Annotated in this window: 10 protein-coding genes; 4 read left to right on the forward strand and 6 right to left on the reverse strand. The window is 49.6% G+C overall.

The genetic code is table 11. From position 1 onward, the window contains the following. Positions 1–67: 67 nt before the first annotated feature. The gene (locus GRF59_RS09495) at positions 68–1255 is read left to right on the forward strand and encodes an oxalate decarboxylase family bicupin (RefSeq protein ID WP_160497331.1); all 1188 of its coding nucleotides are present in this window, start codon (positions 68–70) and stop codon (positions 1253–1255) included. 87 nt (positions 1256–1342) lie between these two features. Here the strand turns inward: GRF59_RS09495 and GRF59_RS09500 are convergent, their stop codons facing one another. After that, complete coding sequence (locus GRF59_RS09500; RefSeq protein ID WP_237391691.1) at positions 1343–3295, reverse strand: CotH kinase family protein; 1953 nt, start codon at positions 3293–3295, stop codon at positions 1343–1345. Between the two features lie 221 nt (positions 3296–3516). Beyond that, on the reverse strand, positions 3517–5352 hold the full coding sequence (locus GRF59_RS09505) for a UbiD family decarboxylase (protein WP_160497332.1): 1836 nt from the start codon (positions 5350–5352) through the stop codon (positions 3517–3519). Positions 5353–5801: 449 nt separating this feature from the next. Here GRF59_RS09505 and GRF59_RS09510 point away from each other — a divergent pair, with 449 nt between their 5' ends. Together GRF59_RS09510 and GRF59_RS09515 are read left to right on the forward strand one after the other, a co-directional pair. Then, complete coding sequence (locus tag GRF59_RS09510; protein ID WP_160497333.1) at positions 5802–6254, forward strand: MarR family winged helix-turn-helix transcriptional regulator; 453 nt, start codon at positions 5802–5804, stop codon at positions 6252–6254. Positions 6255–6326: 72 nt separating this feature from the next. Beyond that, positions 6327–7148 carry an NAD(P)H-binding protein gene (locus GRF59_RS09515; protein ID WP_160497334.1) on the forward strand — a complete coding sequence of 274 codons (822 nt, stop codon included), beginning with the start codon at positions 6327–6329 and terminating at the stop codon, positions 7146–7148. On the opposite strand, the gene GRF59_RS09520 is transcribed toward GRF59_RS09515, so the two are convergent. Beyond that, a complete protein-coding gene (locus GRF59_RS09520; RefSeq protein ID WP_237391794.1) occupies positions 7129–7755 on the reverse strand; it encodes a phospholipase D-like domain-containing protein in 627 nt (208 codons plus the stop codon). The genes GRF59_RS09515 and GRF59_RS09520 overlap by 20 nt on opposite strands. A 168-nt stretch (positions 7756–7923) precedes the next feature. After that, on the reverse strand, positions 7924–14538 hold the full coding sequence (locus GRF59_RS09525) for an S-layer homology domain-containing protein (RefSeq protein WP_237391692.1): 6615 nt from the start codon (positions 14536–14538) through the stop codon (positions 7924–7926). A gap of 244 nt (positions 14539–14782) precedes the next feature. Here GRF59_RS09525 and GRF59_RS09530 point away from each other — a divergent pair, with 244 nt between their 5' ends. Further along, entirely contained in the window at positions 14783–15973 is a 1191-nt protein-coding gene (locus GRF59_RS09530; protein ID WP_160497336.1) for a HupE/UreJ family protein, read from the forward strand. A gap of 114 nt (positions 15974–16087) precedes the next feature. Here the strand turns inward: GRF59_RS09530 and GRF59_RS09535 are convergent, their stop codons facing one another. Both GRF59_RS09535 and GRF59_RS09540 read right to left on the reverse strand, forming a co-directional pair. Beyond that, positions 16088–16714: a nitroreductase family protein gene (locus tag GRF59_RS09535; RefSeq protein WP_160497337.1), complete on the reverse strand. Its 627-nt coding sequence runs from the start codon at positions 16712–16714 to the stop codon at positions 16088–16090. A 513-nt stretch (positions 16715–17227) separates the two neighbouring features. After that, positions 17228–18436, reverse strand: coding sequence for an acyl-CoA dehydrogenase family protein (locus tag GRF59_RS09540; protein WP_160497338.1), 1209 nt, complete (start codon positions 18434–18436; stop codon positions 17228–17230). Positions 18437–18471: the final 35 nt, after the last annotated feature.

Here is an 18471-nt window from a genome sequence, read left to right on the forward strand (position 1 = left end):
CTGAATTCATACACATCTTTTAGATGCACACCGTTGATTTCCATCATAGATCTGGAGGAATGTGTCCATGAAGAATAAACCACGCGATGCCAACAGCACACCGTTAGACATCCCTCAGCCCATCAGAAGCGATGGCGCAGGAGGTCCGGACTGGGGGCCGCGCGATGTATTAAGAGACTTGGAAAATCCGGATATGTTCGTGCCGCCCGCCACCGATTCGGGACTGCTGCCGAATCTCAAATTTTCCTTCTCCGATACCCATATGAAGCTTAATCAAGGCGGGTGGTCCAGAGAAGTCACTGAGCTGGAACTGCCGATTGCAAAGACACTCGCCGGCGTCAATATGTACCTTTCACCGGGAGGAGTCCGCGAAATGCATTGGCATCAGCAGTCGGAGTGGTCTTATATGATCCGCGGCGAGGCCCGGATCACTTCTGTGGATCAAAACGGCCGCAATTTCATCGCTGATATCGGTCCGGGAGATCTGTGGTATTTTCCTGCCGGGCTGCCGCATTCCATTCAAGGGCTAGCGGAAGGCTGTGAATTCCTGCTCGTTTTCGATGACGGAAGCTTTTCTGAAATGAATACACTTTCCATCTCCGACTGGTTTGCCCACACGCCTAAAGAAGTGCTCTCCGCAAATTTTGGCATTCCGGCGGAGGAGATGGGGAGCCTCCCGGATGAGCAGGTGTACATGTTTCAAGCCTCCGTCCCCGGTTCTTTGGACAGCCAGCGCGTTGAGTCCCCGTATGGCTCCGTGCCACTGAACTTCAAACATCGGCTACTGGCGCAGACGCCTATCGTAACGCCTGGCGGGAGCGTGCGGATCGTCGATTCCTCGAACTTTCCGATTTCAAGGACCATCGCTGCCGCTTTGGTGGAGATCAAACCCGGCGGCATGCGGGAAATGCACTGGCATCCTAATCAGGACGAATGGCAATATTATTTGACCGGTCAGGGCCGCATGACTGTTTTCGCCGGCAATGGAACGGCGCGTACCTTCAATTACAGAGCCGGAGATGTCGGTTATGTCCCTTTTGCCATGGGTCATTACATTCAGAATACTGGTACGGAGACTTTATGGTTTCTGGAAATGTTTAAAAGCGATCGCTTTGCCGATGTATCGTTGAACCAATGGATGGCACTCACTCCGCGCGAACTGGTACGCGATAATCTGCATGCGAGTCCAACTCTGCTGAATGCGTTGCGCAAAGAAAAATGGCCTGTCGTGAAGTATCCCGATACACAATCATGATCTGCAGCATGAACCTTTTATTACAGAATAAGGGCTGTCCCTTCAGGTTTGAATCAACCTGCAAGGACAGCCCTGTTCCGTATTATTCTACTTGTTAGTGACCTTTACCGTTGTCGTGGCTGCATTCCAGTCCACCTTCATGTTAAAGGCTTCCGCGATCAAGCGTACAGGAATCATCGTGCGGTTCCCTACACTTATGACCGGAGACTGTAGTTGAACGCTTTGGCCGTTTACGGAAGCGGATTTGCTTCCTAGCTTCAGCTTCACGGTAACATTGTCTTTCACAGCCGTAAAAGTCCCAGAAGCTTGATCCCAGGTCATGTCGGCTCCCAATGCGTCCATGATAACGGAAGCCGGCACCATGACCAAGCCACCCTTGTTGACGGGCTGTTGATCTGCGAACACCAGTGACGTACCGTTAAGCGTTACTTGAATGCCGCCTGCTGCAGGTACAGATGCAGACGCATCGGCTGTCGGCAGCGTTATCGGCTCCATTCCCAACTGCTTCTGAAGATTAGCGAGTCTGTTAAGCGCAAAAGTCTTCAATGAGCCCGACGCCATCATGCCCATGCCAGGACCCATGCCCATACCCTGACCTTTGCCTTGATTAGCATTTTGTCCTGGTCCTTTGCCTTGTTCTCCATTTTGTCCGGGTGCCGCAGCATCCCCTCCCGGACGCTGCGGAGGCTCACCCGTCGGCGGCAGCGCGCCATCTGGAAGCTGCATGCCTTCAGGGAACTGTCCATCCGGCGGTGTCATTCCGCCAAACCCGCCTTGTCCTTTGTCCTGCTCTGTCGCTGAATACGCAACGTTAGCTTCGAATTGCTCCATCGTGTAGAATTTGGTAGGATCCGCCTTCACATAAGGCCGGATGAGAGAGGCGAGAGTATCAATCCGTTGATCGATCCCCTCCATATATTTGACGAGCTGATTCACATATTCCATGTATTTGGCCTTATATTCCGGTACCTTTAACAAGTTGTTAATCATGGGCACGCTGTCCATGCTGATCCCGAGAACCGGAATATCAACTGAGGCGGTCGTTGCATTGGTGTTCACGGCAGCCGATGTCCCGCTCGAAGCGTTCCTCCCGCCGCCTGAATATCCGTTGAATGACATATTCAGATCCCAAGGAACGACCGTAAATTTACCGTTGGCATTGCCGTATAACATATAATTGTGGCCCTTATCACCGTTATAGCTGTCGTAGTTTCCAAATACGGCATTGGCTGCTATATATTGAAGAGCGGAATCCACATCCAGAACACTTTCAATGTTCCCCTTTTGGCCCTCAGGCATCTCGTTCAGGACACGGATGAAATTTTTCAGCATTGTTTTATCCTTATCCGAACCTGAATCTTTCGTAATCGTTGGGTAATCGCTGCCTTCCTCATACTTTAAGTAACTCTTTTCATCCGTATCATAGAGTACGCCATCTTTGGCCTCATCGCCATAATTGCGTTCAAGATAACTGTCATCCACAGATTCGACGCCTGTGTAGAAACCGGATAATTTTCCGTTAATGTACAGATTGACGAATACCGTAAGCGGCGCATCCTCGCCGATCGCTCTCAGTGCCTCATAATGCAAATATTCTCTTAAATAGGACGGATCGGTGTAATTATTGTTGAGCACCATTTTATCCAGCCCGAGCAGGGTTTGTTCCTTATCATACTTGTCGAACTTCAATCGGAAGCTGTATCGGTCGGAATCCGTCATCCCGGCAACGGATTTGAGCGTCATATTGCCTTTCGTTGAAAAGCCTACGTTGTCCATCTTATTTCCGTCGACTTCGACGGATACTTTTTTATACTCCTTGTCCAATGGACTCTTCAGTATGCTCTGCCAATCCTCATCCGCAATCGTTACCTTCACGTCGATGATACGATCTCCAGCGAAAAGAGACTCATACGGCTGCGCAGTCCCTTTTTCCGCTGCGTAAACGCTCGTCCCCGTTCCGGCGACCCCAGTTAAGGATACGGCCAGCGTCAGTGACAACGCCGCAACTTTCACTTTTTGAAGTGACATCCTCCATTTCATGTATGTATACCTCCTGTAAAGAAATTCGATTGTCCGATCCGCCTAAGAGCGGTTAACCGGCAATCATTGAATTTCCAAGTTACACCACCAAGCTTAATCGAACCTTAACGAAGTCTAATCCAAGCAGCAAAAAACGCAGCCCTAAGACTGCGTTTTTATATGTGGCTCTGTAAGAAACAACTGAGGTTAACCTACATGAATTCTTCGCCTGCACTAGGAAATCACTTCAATTTCACTCCGGCCAAACTTCCGTCCTTACTAAATAACCGCTCGATATTCTTTTCCACTGTCGGATCGGGAATCAGAGGCGGAGCTTGGTGAGGCTTGATCCGGGCATCGATGATCATGTTGTCGCAAGCCCAATGCTTGTTCTCGTAACCGCTGTTTACGCCATAAATATCATGTGACGGATTGCTCCGCGTAAATGTTGCCCACAGGAAATTATGGATCGTTTCGCTAAGGAATGAGCTGTCATCGCACAGGATGATCATCGGGCAAGTCTCGAGCATACCTTTTTTTGCAATGGCTTCACTTAAGTCCTTTAACTCCTGCTGCGCTGCTCCGTAATCTGTAAATGCAGAACCTTGAATCGCTACGATTCCCGGCATCACCAGGCGGGCATTTTCAATTCCGTGCAATTCCTTCAGCACTTCCGGCACCTCGAGGCATAATTCCCGCTTCTTGTCCCCGTAAGCCGCAAAGACGACTTTACTGCCGCTGTTTAATCCCGTGCCTGAATAATCCAGGGTGTCGATTGTCGTATTCGTATAAAAATGAATATCCCGGCGCAAATCCATCCGCTCCAGAATATAGGTCATAAATCCGATGATATCATGAGAATCCAGCTTCCGGTCTTCTTCGGCCGTGATGAACAGGTATTTGGCAAGGCTCAGCTGTCCCGTCCCCAAGATGCGGTTCGCAAGCGTCAGAATCTCCGTCGGCTGCTTCACCCGCTGATAAGGCGTGTAGCGTTCACTTCCGATGGCAAACAGCAAGGGATGCACTCCCGCGGCATCCACCGCATGGACTTCCTTGACGCCTGGAATCTCCTGCTTGATGGCATCTCCGGTCAGCTCGTGGATGAGCTCCCCAAACGAGGTATCCTCTTGCGGCGGTCGACCAACAACGGTAAACGGCCAAATCGCATGATCCTTTGCATACACTTTATGAACCTTCATGACCGGAAAAGGATGCGTCAGGCTATAATAGCCCAAATGATCCCCGAAAGGTCCTTCGGGCTTGGTGTCCTCAGGATGGATTTCCCCCGTAATCACGAAGTCCGCATCATGGCTGATACAGTATCCATCCACGTAGCTGTAACGGAAGCGGCGGCCGGACAGCAAACCGGCAAACAGCATTTCGCTTAGTCCCTCCGGCAGCGGCATAATGGCTGAGAGCGTATGGGCCGGAGGACCGCCGATAAAGATACTGACTTTTAACGGCTCCCCTTTTTTGCTGGCCTTCGCCTGATGCACGCCAATACCGCGGTGGATCTGGTAATGCAGGCCGATTTCTTTGTTCATCTCATACTCATTGCCGCTGAGTTGAATGCGATACATTCCCAGATTGGAATTCATCAGTCCCGGCTTATCCGGATCTTCGGAATAGACCTGCGGCAAGGTAATAAAAGCGCCCCCGTCCATCGGCCAGTGCTGAATTTGAGGAAGATCCGAAATCTGAATCTCGTGAAAGGCGCCGGGCACGCCCCCCGATTTTTTCATAGGCAGGGCTTTAATGGCCCCAAACCCGTTTCCGATATTCTGAAAAGGATGCTTGACCGCACTCATCGGATCGTCGCGCAGGGCTATAATGCTTTGTGTGCGGTCCCAGGTATCCCTGAAAATAAACTTGCTGCGCTCGATATCTCCAAAAAGGTTGGAGACCGCCTTGAACTTCGAGCCTTTCACATTTTCAAACAATAGGGCAGGGCCGCCTGCTTCATAAACTTTCAGATGAATGGCTGCCATCTCCAGATAGGGATCGACTTCTTCTTTTATGCGAATCAAATGTCCATGCTTTTCAAGGTCTGTTATGCATTCTTCTAAGTTCCGATACAATGGTTTGACTCCAATCTCCCATGAGAGTTTGCTCAGCTGATCGCTGCTATAATAAGAGGCTATTTAAGGCTCAATGCTGAAATTAGTTGTTGACATTGTAGGGGCAACCGCTCTGCGGTTACGGATCGTTCTTCCGGTCGGTGCCGCTTCTTTAGATCGATTCCGTTCCATCCGCTGCATTCGCTTTTTATCAAGCACTAATTATGATGTTGAAACCTATTTAATATAGTTAAAACAAAACTCGTGATAGATGTCAAACGATTATCGCATATCTAATTTTGACGAATGACAGGAGGTACCTGGTATCGCTTGTCTTGCTTGTCCGGTTTTGTATATCCAGCGATTCGCCGGCAAAGAATTAAATGCAAATTCAGGTTTCGCTATGCATCAAACAGAATATCGTTTATTATTAAAGTTAAGCGCTTAACTATCTAAAGGTGGTGATTGCATTGCAGCATCCAAATTTGCAGGAATTCGTGCTTGATCAGCCCCTGCATACGCAGGCTTTTTTCTCTTTGGTTGAAACCACGGCCAAACTGGTTGACGTATCGGAAAAATATTGGCAATCCAAGGGTCTAAACGGGGCCAGAATTCGGGTCTTGGTTGAACTCATGAAAGAAGGAGGATCTCTGCTCCCTTCCATACTGGCCAAGAGAATTGGCGTGACAAAAGCGAATATCAGTCTGCTTCTTATCCCCTTGGAGCAAGATGGATTTATTCGCCGGGAAAGCCATCCCGTGGACGGCCGTAAATCCGTCATATCGGTGACAAGCGAAGGGCAGCAGCTTCTTTTCACTCATTTGCCTGCAAATCGCGAGGGTATCGCTGAAAAAATGAAGTCGCTGGATGAACAGGAATTACATCAGCTCTTATTTTTGCTTCATAAATTAAGAAGGGATTAGCAGGTTTTTTGACGTTTATTTAGCTAAGTAGTTAAGCGCTTAACCATAATTTGATGAGAAGGGTGATTTTTGATGACCATCGTCATAACGGGAGCAAGCGGGAAACTTGGCTCTCTAATCATCAAGCAGCTGCTTCAAAAGGGTTCCCCGGGTCCGATCGCTGCTTGCGTACGCCATCCGGAAATAGCAAAGCCATATCATGATCTGGGTATCGAAGTAAGGATCTGCGATTATGATCAAGTGGAATCCCTAGAGACCGCATTCGCGGGTGCCTCCAAGCTGTTATTCATATCAAGCTCTCATCCGGATGATACGACGCGATTGCGTCAGCACGCTCATGTCATTGAGGCGGCAAAACGTGCCAAAGTCGAACATCTTCTCTATACCAGCTTCGCTTTTCCTGAAGCCGGTTCAACTTCGCTTACCCATTTGCATTTGGCTACGGAGCATGCTATTCATACAACCGGGATTCCTTTTACGTTTCTACGGAACGCCTTATACACCGATTTTGTAGGAGCTTTGGGACTGGATGCGGCTGTATCCGCAGGCGAACTGCTCATTCCTCCAGGGGATTGGCTGTTTAATTCCGTTGCGCGTGACGACCTGGCCTTGGGAATCGCAACGGTTCTTTTGGAAGAAGGCCATCAGAACACAATATACGAATTGACTTCGCCTCACGCCTGGTCCTTCCATGAATTAACTCATGCTCTGTCCGCTATTGCAGGCAAACCCATTTCCTTAAGACAGGACATTCAGGTGCAGCATTGGCTCTATGGGTTTCTCAGAAAAATAGATACTTCTTCAACGTCACCTGATCTGGAAAAACTGATCGGGGGGCCAATGACACCACTGAAAGATAGCCTTCAGTCCTGGATCATTTCGAATAATCACTAAAACGCTCCTTGTCATTCCACATGTTATTAAACGCATTCTCGAACTGTCGGCCGACCGCTGCATCATGAATAATCAGTGCCACATCGTCATTTTCTTCTACAGAGGATTTCAAATAATTAAAGGAACCCGCCTCCACACTGCTGCCGTCGGCAACCAGCATTTTCAGATGCATTTTACCGCTGTGGCTGTTTACTTTGACCGGAATTCCTGCTGTCATCATCCGCTGGATAGCATCTTTCTGTTTGCTCTTCTCTGCCGCATGCTCCTGATCGGTGATTAACCGAACACTGACTCCTCTACCGGCAGCATCCACGATAGCATCAATGATCGGCTTGTAATCCAGGCTGTAAATCGCAATATCCAATGTACTTTTCGTGTCGTTCATCAGTTGAATGACGGCCTGTTCCGGATGATCCCCTTCCTGGGTGAACTTCGCCTGAACGTCGGATGCTGCCGCGGAAGCATGCTGAGTAGATGAATTGGAAGGCTCTTGAACAGCTGAAGTTTGGTCATTGGATGACGGATTAGCCGGTTTGATTTCTTGCTTATCCGCCGTGCAGCCGGTAACAACCATACTCAGCAAGGCGATGCTAAAGATCTGTTTCATTATAGACAAAGGTTGTCCCTCCTTAGAAATACGGCCGTAACGTTATTATGTAATATCGTAGCAAAAATAGTGTGAGTTCTCCAATTGGGGGCTGATGCTATGATTTGCCGCCGGATCTGGTGCATGAAAAAAGAGCTGCCCGAAATCGGGCAGCTCTTCTAGCAGAACTTAGTTGATGAATTGAATGGATTGCAAAGCTTCTTTCAGCATTTTCACCGCTTGCGCACGGGTTGCCACACCCTTAGGAACGAACAGATTAGCGCTCATTCCGCTGATGATATGACTTGCCGTCAATTCCGCAACAGCGCTTCTTGCCCAGCTGCTGATCGTGCCGTTATCCTTGAAGCTAGCCAAGATGGATTCCGGATCCACCGGGCTTGAATGTCCGGTATAAGCCAATGCCCGCTGGATCATGACCGCCATTTCTTCGCGGCTGATCGGAGCCGAAGGACGGAAGCTCTGATCCTCGAATCCGTTAATCATCTTCGCATCGGCTGCCGTAGCAACAGCACCATAGAACCAATCGGATGCCTTCACGTCCTTGAAATGAATATCCGTTCCAGCTGCCTGGCTTAATCCGAGTGAACGAACCAGCATCGCAGCAAACTCGGCGCGTGTGACCTGCGCGTTTGGAGCAAAAGCATTCGCGTTCTGGCCCTTCACGATCAGCTTCGAAGCCAGAAGTTGAATATCCTGTTGTGCCCAATGACCCTTGATATCACCAAAGCTTGCATCAGAATGGACAACCGCGTAAATGCTGTTGCCATTGCGTTTCATGGCTGCGGTCGTTTCATTCCCGGCCGCATTAAAATATGTCGGTACAAACACAAGCTCTCCGCTGCCTTCATCATACCGGACACCGGTGCTTGTTTTCGGATCAAGTACAGAGGATACAACGATTCCTCTTGAAACGAAATTCGTTCCGAACGTATCGATCTCTTTTTTCTTCCCATTACCTACTGCCGCTAAACTGAACTGCCATCCAGAGGACACGAGCTGAACGTTTTGGCGTTTCGCCGCTTCGTTCAACTTAACTGACAGTTCTTCGTCTGCTTTGGTAATGACCAGCTCCAGCTTCAGATCTTTAAGATCAAGTCCTAATTCTGCAGCCAGCGCCTTCGCGGCAATGATCTTGGCCGGCAAATCATAGAAGAAATCATGATTTTGAATTTTCAGGCTGGCATCGCTTCTCGAACCGTCAGCCGGAGCGAATGCTTCAAGCGGCAGCTCGATTTTCACAGGCAATGCGATGTTTTGAACGTCCAATGTCGCCTGCGTATGATTCAGGAATGCTTTGTTCAAGGAGTCCGCATCAACGGTTACCTTGTTGTAAATCAACCCGTCGATTCCATGCTCCGATTTCACTTGAATCTTCATGTTGTCCAGATTGGCATAACGATTCTGATCCGAGCTTGATCCGGTTTGACCCTGATTTCCCGAACTCGTCGATCCCGATCCATCCGGCGTGGATGGTGTGGTCGGTGTCGTTGGGTCCGTCGGGTCCGTTGGGTCCGTGCTGCTTTCCGTTTTAATCAGCTCTTTCGTATTACGTACACGGATTCTTGTTCCTTCCGTATTTTTACCGATAAGTCCAACGGCCTCCAAAGTATCTCCGGTTGCCATGCTTGGAACCGGACCGCTTTGTTTGGCAATATATCCGTCGGTAAAGATTAGAATCGGTCCTGTTCCGTCATCGATAACGTATGAATTCTCATCGAATTGGGAAACAACCTTGCCTTTCACTTGAACCAGCAGTCCCTGGTTTTGATCAAGCTTGGCTGCTCCGGTTGTCATGATGCGCGGTTGCACCGGATCGGTATGCCCTGTTTTGATGACATCCATGGCGAATGAGCCGAACTCCAGCTCCTGATTGTTTTCGAATGTCTTGGTTTCGCCGTACACCCGCACGGTGTCACCCTCAATCAGACTATTTTCAGGAACCTCTTTAAAGGCCATGATTCCGCCTGTGGCATCCTGAACATAGAATGCATCGAAGAATATGTTAGAGCCTGTCACGACCGTCCCTTCGATGACCGCAGGAGTTCCTTCCGGCTCGGTTCTGACCTTTTCGATCGTGTCAATTTGGGTATCGCGATGGGCAAGCCAGTTCACCGCATTGATTCCCAGTTCATTGTTGCCTTTTGCATTATAGGATTCGTCCATTTGCTTGTCGTTGACGAAGTTCATCCCTGAAACGATAATGCGTCCTTTCCCCAATTCTTCCGAAGCGATAGCCGGTATAGCAGAGCCTCCAACGCCGTCGTTCGAGTTATCATATACATATCCGCCACCGGCAACTTTATCCTGGAACGTGGTTTCATTGCCGTGAACCAGAACGGTCACATGATCAGTATCCACGAGAGGAAGATGCCCCGCTTTTTCAAGGCTTGCGCCGCTGTAATACTCAAGCGTCAGTGACCGGTCCGTTATATAATTGCGAACGGGTGCCGGGTGCAGCCTTACCGTATACGTGTTATTACCGATGGGTTGAGACCAGAAATTGCCGTCAGGGCTGGTATCAAAAATGCCGTCGTTACTGACCCTGATCTCGGATCCGATTTTTTCGAGCAGGTTGTTGCTGATTGCAGGGTTCGTGCTGTTATTGCTCTTTTCCGTTAACAATAATGAACCGCCATTGCGCACGAAATCCGCGATCGCTCCTGCTTCCTCGTCGGTTACGGCGATCGATGGATGAGTGAACATCAGCACTTTCACATCTGCCAAGGTTGATTCCGTAATGGCATTGTTATTCTCCGCAACCGTGTACCCTTCCTGACGCAGCTGCTCGGTAATGCTCTTCAAATTGTCCTTGTAGCTGCTGGTATCCAAGGTTGTATTCTCATTTTTATGCGATGCGTCAATCATTACTTTCATGCCTAAGGATGCTTTAATATGAACATCCAGACGGAACTGATTATCGTCAGGAGAATCGCCCGGCGGCGCATCCAGTACGGCTATGATCGTATGATTGCCCTGCAGTGGATTCGCCCACGTCACTCTCGCCGTTGCCGTTCCTTTCGATTGAATGGATGGAACCGTTACACTTTGAATGAGGTGAGAATCGTTAACCTCATCGACATAAAAATGAACGTTCAGGTTCGTCAGGTCTTTCGAACCCAGATTCGTCAGTCCCGCTTCCAGCGTGGATGGGCTCCCGGAAACAAGGCTGTTTCCTACGACATTAATGCCGCTGACCTTGACGTCCGTCGTGACATCCTGAGACCAAATCGGCGCCGAATAGACGCGTTCCCCGTCCATTTGCGTGACTTTGACCACGTACCATTGTTGTCCGCCGGTCACTTGTACCGTAGGATTCCACGTGAAATCCTTGGTCATTGGCGAGTAAGAATCAAGCACCTTGCCGCCATTGGAGAGGATTTCTACTTTAGCCACCCGGTCATCCGATTTATAAGAATTGCTCAAATAGCTGAATTCCGGCATACTTTTGCTTTCAGCCACGTCGTCCTTACCGGTGACGGAAAAGTTAAGCGTGCTGCCCTTCACAGTTGCCCCCATGTAGCTGCCGTTAGCCAAGAAGTCCAGAGTGAAATTCGGATCTTCGCTCATGTAAACACGCATATTGCGCATGGATTGCAACAGTGATTCCTGGGAGAGATCATCTGCTACGATAACCGTTCTTGCGTTGGTCTGTCCCCATGTGCCGTCATGGTTGTCTTCCCCGTACGTAGGTGCTACATGCCATCCGAGATCCAGTGCTTTGAAGAATTTGGCCTCAGAGTTCGCATAGCCGTAATGGCCGGAACCGTTACCCACTTCGAACATTGTGAACAGCTTGTCTACCTTGCTGTCGTAAGGCGTGAAATTGTTAAAAGCGTTCGCCGACATATCGGGATGATTAAACTGGGCCACAATATCGTCGTAGGTCAGAACCCATGCATAATATTTGCTCAAATCCTGATATTGTCCCGAATTTTGCTTGCGGTCGATAAAATTATCTGTCCCGAACACGTTGGAGTGTCCCCAAGTGGTTGAAGTCATTTCAAAAGCCGGGAAAACCACAAAATCGTCGTTCTTCGTATACTTCTTCGCCAAATCCTTGGTCAGCTGCCAGTCTGCACCACCTGTGCGCTCCGGGGATCCTTTATGATCCACGGTATCTTGACCGGACAAAGCCGCATCGATGTCATGCGAATGATCCGAGAAGGCAAAGAAATCATAATGATGCGCTTCCGCTGCTTTCAGTGCATCTTCTGGCGTACCTGCGGCATCATGCGAAATATTCGTATGGTTATGGGTCGTACCGCGGTAATGATTCCCTCCGGAAAAGACCGGCGTAACGGTAAAGGTCCAAGTATAGGTCCCTTCGTTATGTTTCGTATCACTCACGCGCAGATTGACGGCGTGATCCGCGATAGACAATTCCGCATCGTTGTTGATCAGAATCGTGTCCCCGCTGATCGTGGCACTAATGGCTTTCCCGTCCAAAGTCACCGCCAGCGTCGAAGCATCCAGACCGCTCGGCTCGTCGTATTTCACGGAAATAACAGGCTGACGGTCTTCGATTTTGGCCCCTGCCATCGGAGTTTCCTCATAGAACGTCGGTGCGAAGGTATCGTCCACCACGGTTACTTTATAAGGTTTATCCGCGGAACCGGATTGCTTCGTCACGCTTCCCATTTTCGCTTCAATATAATATTCGAAGCTTCCCGCTGCCGCGAAACTGGAGTTCAGTACTGCCGAATAATTGCTTCCATCCGCTTTAGTCATTGGCAATGCCTGGTAGGCACCTTCTACAGTCCGGTAATACACAACTACCGAATCAGCGTTATCCGCTTTAGCCGTAAAGGTGATATCGGTATGGGTGTAGGCCTGCGTAATAGGCTGATGCGTAACGGAAAGCTCTTTGATCTCCACCATGTCCGCATTGTATCTCGGGAACACTTGGTAGCCGCTCTTATAGGTCGTACCAGACACATATTGGCTAAAAATTCCCGTTATCGTATAGGTGGCATCCTTTTTGAGCGTTGAAATATCGATTCCGCTTCCGGTAGTCACGCGCACCGTAATGGATTTATTGGTCACTGGCTCCGATACCGTGAGATTGTAACCATTGCCTGCCATAGCCGGAATATTCGTGATCTTGCCTGTGAATTGCACTAATGAACCTTCAAGCGGCTCAGCTTTTGTATAATTGATGAGATCAAGCAAGGTCGATTGAGCCGGAGCCGGGATCGGTGCCGTCCCGTTCTTCACGACTTTTGCAGGTGTAATCTCAGTCAAGCCATTGTAAAACTGAATGGCTCCAGTAATGGTGACCAGATCACCTTCCGCGACGGTAATTCCTGCTGGAACAGTGCCAAATACGGCGATTCCCCCAGTCGCATCCTGTACGTAAAAAGTATTGGCTGCAGTCAGTCCACCACTTCCAAGCACAACACCCTGGATCGTGAAGATCTGATCGATCTTATCCGATTTGCCGCTGCTGTCATTCGTATGAATCGAGCCGATTGGCGTAATGATTTCCGTATTTCCCTTGGTTACGCGCGAGCGCGGCCCTTCCAATTGGATGCCCCGGACCGTGGATGTTAACTGGGATATGTAAACATCGTCTGCCCCTCCGTCAAAATTAAACGTGAACGAGCCGTTGATATCGGCTGTCACATAATCCTTACCATCAGCTGTACTGGTAAAGCGGCTTCCTCCCGAAAGACCATTGTAGGCGTATATCTTCGAATTCGGAGCAGCCGCACCGGCGCCGCCAATAATTCTGCCCCCTCCGTTCGTATCCAGGTAATAGTTCAATTTGCCATCATTCAGCGGCGCGCTCGGCACGGCCAAATCAATGATGACAGGGCTGCTCTCGGTCTTGTCTGCATCCTTTGCCGTGATGTAGACTTTGTTCGCCTGAAGGCTGTTATCGAAGGACAGATTGCCGATCTCCCCATTTGCATCCGCATATACAGCGGTTGTCACTGGCACGGAGCCGTTACTAGGATCATTTAAGTATACAGACACATAGGTAGCGGCCGTAACGGAAGAAGGTTCACCGGTAACTATCCCCAAAGAGCCTTCATTCGTAAACTGGATGAGCTGTCCCAGCGGCTGGGCGCTCTTCGTTACCGCTACCGCCGGAGTCTCCGAATTTCTCGGCTCCAAGACGGACGCAGACACAAAATCCATGCTGTTGTTGTCTGTATCAAGCCCCGCTCCTTTTCCGGGTCCGGATTGGCTTCCGTCTTCTGCTTTGCGCTGAGCGCTTTTGGAGTTGCTCAAGACTGACAACGGCGCGCCTTCAAAATCATTAGCTCCGCCATAACCTAAAAAATCCACAACAGCCGGATCCGAACTTCCGCTTATTGCAGTTTGCGTTCGTGTCAGTGCGACTTTACCATCGGTTGCACTAAGATTGATTACACCTGTAACATCCGCCTCGACTGGCAAATCGGGAGCCGAGGTTTTACCGTTTGCCTCCTGTATCAACAGAAAGCCATGCGCCTTGATGACCTTCCCGTCCAGTGGGGTCAGCGATGCGCTTGTCCCGGTCTGGAGCGCAGTAAATGAGCTCGCTTTGGATGCGTATTGAATCGCGTAACCATCCAAATTCACTTCCGAATCCGTCGGATTATAGAGCTCTACAAAATCATATAAATACGTTGAACCCGAATTCCCGCCACCGCCATATACCTGGCTGATCACCAGATGCGCAGCAGCTGCAGATGCTTTAGACGTGAACCCTCCCTGCGGAAACATGGACGCAAGCAGCAGGACCATTAATCCTATGCTCGTCCTTTTTTTCATTTTGTTGAAGCTTAAACTTCTCAACCGTATTCCTCCTCGTGTCTACAAGCATAAATGCAATCACGGCATAACATGCATTCCTATTAAATAATAAGAAACTTTTGTAAGCGGAATGTTTTCCGAGCGTTAATATTATGTAATTTTTGACTTAACATTTACATTCCTTTAATACTCTGTTAACAGTCCTTTTTTAAGATATAAAAGAGTCATATCATGTTCAGATACATAAACTCGAACTACAGTTATACAACATCAAGGAGGAACTCCGTTGTTCATTCACCGCGCTTATTTTCATGCTTCGAAAGTTTTGACCTGCTTGGCCATTTTTTTGCTTTGTCTGAATTTTCCCGGGTACAAGGCCTCAGCCCACGCGCTCAGTGCCAGCTATACCAACGTTGTCTTTGAAAAGGACAAGACCGATTTCGCTTTTTCGCTCGATGTGATTTCCGTATTGGAAAATATGGACGTCGATACAAATAAAAACGGGATCATTGAACCTGATGAGCTAACAACCAACCAGCACAAGCTTGAAGAGTGGATCAGCGATAGTGTCGTGCTGGAGATGAATGACCGGGAGCAATCCGGAGAACTGTTGTCTCTCGAGTTAGGCAAAAAAGGGGACAAGGAAGTCGTCACATGGCATTTTGTCTATCCTGCCTTTGAGACCGGACAAACCATCAGCATAAATGACGGCCTGTATTCCGGCCCGTCAGATTCAGCTTATGTGAATTTGATTACCTCCCATAACGGGGATCAGGTCAGCGAAACGGTGCTGCAAGGTAATGACCGGACTTGGTCCATGCTGCTCACCGAGCAGCAGCAAGAGCAGCAGCTTCCGAATACTGCAACTGTTCCTCCGGATCAGGCACCGCCAAGCCAACCTTCCGTAACACATCAGACAACGGGCAATGCATCCTCGGGCTGGTTTTCCTTCTTCAAGCTGGGGATGAACCATATTCTGACGGGTTATGATCATCTGCTATTTTTATTTGCCCTTCTTCTCAGAAAACAAAGCTTCAAACAATACGCTTCGATTATTACGGCCTTTACTTTGGCCCACAGCATTACATTGACGCTTGCGGTGTTAGGCTGGATTTCCCTGCCGTCACGGATTGTGGAATCCGTTATCGCCCTCAGCATTTGCTATGTTGCTCTGGAGAACATTTTCCGAAAAGAAATTCGTTACCGCGCGGTCATCACATTTTTATTCGGGCTGATTCACGGGATTGGATTCTCGGATATACTGAGGGAAATGGGACTGCCTAAGAGCCACTTGGTCGTGGATCTGATCAGCTTCAATGTCGGGATTGAATGCATACAGCTATGTATCGTCCTGATTCTGCTGCCTGTACTGATGTTTATTCAAAAGAAAAACTTCTTCAGGCCGGCGGTGATGTACGGGTCCTTTGCCATTACAGCTATGGGAGCCTTTTGGCTTGTCGAACGCATGTTTTTCTAAACCTGATCAGAATCGGTCTCCGATTATGCGATTCATATAGAAATGCAAAAAAGCGCCCGCAACGGGCGCTCTTTTATTTTATCCGCTCAAGCTGTTTTGGCGAAACCATCAAGCTTAGAAGCTGTTAAAAGTCACAAACTCTCCCACTGGCTTCCGATAGCCGCGCGGTCTCTTCTTGCCTGTGTCTTCTTTCCCAAGGGTGATCAGCATGGCGGGAACATATCGATCTGGGATGTTCAACTCCCGCCGCAATTGTTCCGGATCAAAACCGATCATCGGACAGGTATCCCAGCCTTTGTCCTTGGCGATCAACATGAACAGCATGGCGGACAGGCTGGCGTTACGGATGGCTTCATCTCTCTTGAACCGGTCACCGCCATCCTCATACATGCCGATGACGCTGCTGACGGTTTCATCAAATTCCCGCTGATCAATGACGCCCAGGTTGAGCAGTCCTTCATTGATCGGTCCGACATTGTGATAAGCTTCGAGATCCCCAAGTACCACGATGGCGGCAGAGCTCGTCAACACTTTGTACTGCTTGAATGCTGCCTCGTATACTTTATCCTTGAGTTCTTTATCCGTCACCGCCAAATAGTGGGTGTGCTGCAAATTAAATGCGGACGGGGCGAATTTCACAAGATTGAACATCTCTTGAAGCTCCTGCTCGCTGATGGGTACATCTATCATAAACTTGTTCGCTGATCTTCTCGTTTGGACAAGCTCCTTAAACTCGCTCATGGTATCTCTTCTTCCTATGTATAATATTCCAAAATGATCGGTACACAGGTTATTTTATCACACTCACTTTATAAAAGTAAGTAAAATTTTCATGGATTTCTAGACCTCTTGTTAAGGGGACTTGGAAACATACCAACTTGGCACATCTGTACGAAAAGAATCATACCATTCCAGCACGTTCGCAGCCCGTTCCAGCATAATATCCACTTCTGCCTGTCCGAACGGAATGGCTCAATGAATCGTAGACAGCTGATTGCTCGCGATATACTTTATGAATGGGATTTGCTCATCTGATATCGTATTGCTGTGCTTAATGCATCTGCTTCCTTACTCAAGAATATCTCGATTTGGATTTATCAAACACTTTCAGCACATCTAAAAAAGAAAAGACCACACAAGTACTACCCGTTTCCTTGTTTACAACCCTCAAAAAATCCCTTTTACCATTCTAAGTGTTGACCTCAAGAAAAAGCCGCCGGCTCCATGCCGACGGCTCTCCTTGTATGCAAAAACTTATGAATCCAATCCATCTCCCGAGCCCGCATCGCGAATCGCGCGCTGGGCCAACATCGCAGTCACCGTGTCTTCCATCGGCGGGTTATGCAGTCCCGCGCGGACGTCGCGGTACATCCGCTCCAGAGGCAGGCTCCGCGAGAGGCTCGATCCACCGACGATCCGCATCGCCAGATCGACGATCCGCAGCGCGGCGTTCGTCGCCACCGTTTTGGCAAGCCCAAGCTCCGGCTTCATGGATGGGCGCTCCGAGGGAAGCCGATCCCACCGGTCGGCAACACTGTATAACAGCGTGCGCGCAGTTATAAGCTCCGATTCCATCTCACCGATTTTCTGCTGGATATGCGGCAGTTCCGCGATCGGCCCCGGTAAGCTGCTTGGCCGGTATTCGGCAGCGAACTTCACCGCGAAGTCGCGCGCCGCCCAGGCAATGCCGAGGTAGCACGCCGGAATGTGCAGCAAAGCTCCGCCATGATCGGACATGCCGGGTACTGCCGTACCTCCCCCACCTTCGCAGCTATCGATCCTTTCATCATGCGGCACGAACACATCGTCCAGCAGCAGATCATGGCTGCCGGTTCCCCGCATGCCTAAGGTATCCCAGGTCTCGTCGATGCTTACGCCGGGACCTTTGCGCACGAAGAATGTACCGATCCGGTCCTCGTCCTCTACGAAGGCGGTGACCGTAAACTGATCCAGCACGGGAATCAGTGAGCTAAACGTTTTACGCCCGGTCAGCCGATAGCCGCCATCGGCCCTAACCGCCGCCGTCAGAGGCCGGCCGCCGCGGCTTGGGCTACCTGTAGAAGGCTCGCTTGCGAACTGATTGATCATCGCGCCTTCCTCGGCGACTCTCCTGCAAAAGTCTTCGTACAGCTTCCGCGGCCACGACTGTTTGATGCGCATCTGCAGCATCTGGCTGACATGCCAGCCTACAGCGAGCGCCGTCGAGCCGTCACCTTTTGCCAGTCGTTCCTGCCCAAGCAGCATTTCATAGAGCGAGGCTTCCTCGCCTCCGAAGGCTGCCGGGACGGTCAGCTTCAGGTAACCGGCTTCCCGCAGATCGTCAAAGCTCTCAAAAGGAAACGATCCATCGCGGTCATGCACGGGAGCACGTTTGGCGATCATCGCGGCAAGCCGGTCAGACCTCGAAGCGATGTTCCTTTCACGCTCATTTCTTACAAACGGATCCGATTGGATGGAATTCATGCGGCATTCTCCCCTCTGCTGCTTTCATTCCTTTT

The sequence above is a fragment of the Paenibacillus dendrobii genome, assembly GCF_009807035.1.
Lineage (GTDB): Bacteria > Bacillota > Bacilli > Paenibacillales > Paenibacillaceae > Paenibacillus_AQ > Paenibacillus_AQ dendrobii.

Excerpts from the sequence above, each read along its gene's own strand:
- GRF59_RS09495 (WP_160497331.1), top strand. The coding sequence starts at position 68 with ATGAAGAATAAACCACGCGATGCCAACAGCACACCGTTAGACATCCCT.
- GRF59_RS09540 (WP_160497338.1), bottom strand. The coding sequence starts at position 18,436 with ATGAATTCCATCCAATCGGATCCGTTTGTAAGAAATGAGCGTGAAAGG.
- GRF59_RS09535 (WP_160497337.1), bottom strand. The coding sequence starts at position 16,714 with ATGAGCGAGTTTAAGGAGCTTGTCCAAACGAGAAGATCAGCGAACAAG.
- GRF59_RS09515 (WP_160497334.1), top strand. The coding sequence starts at position 6,327 with ATGACCATCGTCATAACGGGAGCAAGCGGGAAACTTGGCTCTCTAATC.
- GRF59_RS09500 (WP_237391691.1), bottom strand. The coding sequence starts at position 3,295 with ATGAAATGGAGGATGTCACTTCAAAAAGTGAAAGTTGCGGCGTTGTCA.
- GRF59_RS09520 (WP_237391794.1), bottom strand. The coding sequence starts at position 7,755 with ATGAAACAGATCTTTAGCATCGCCTTGCTGAGTATGGTTGTTACCGGC.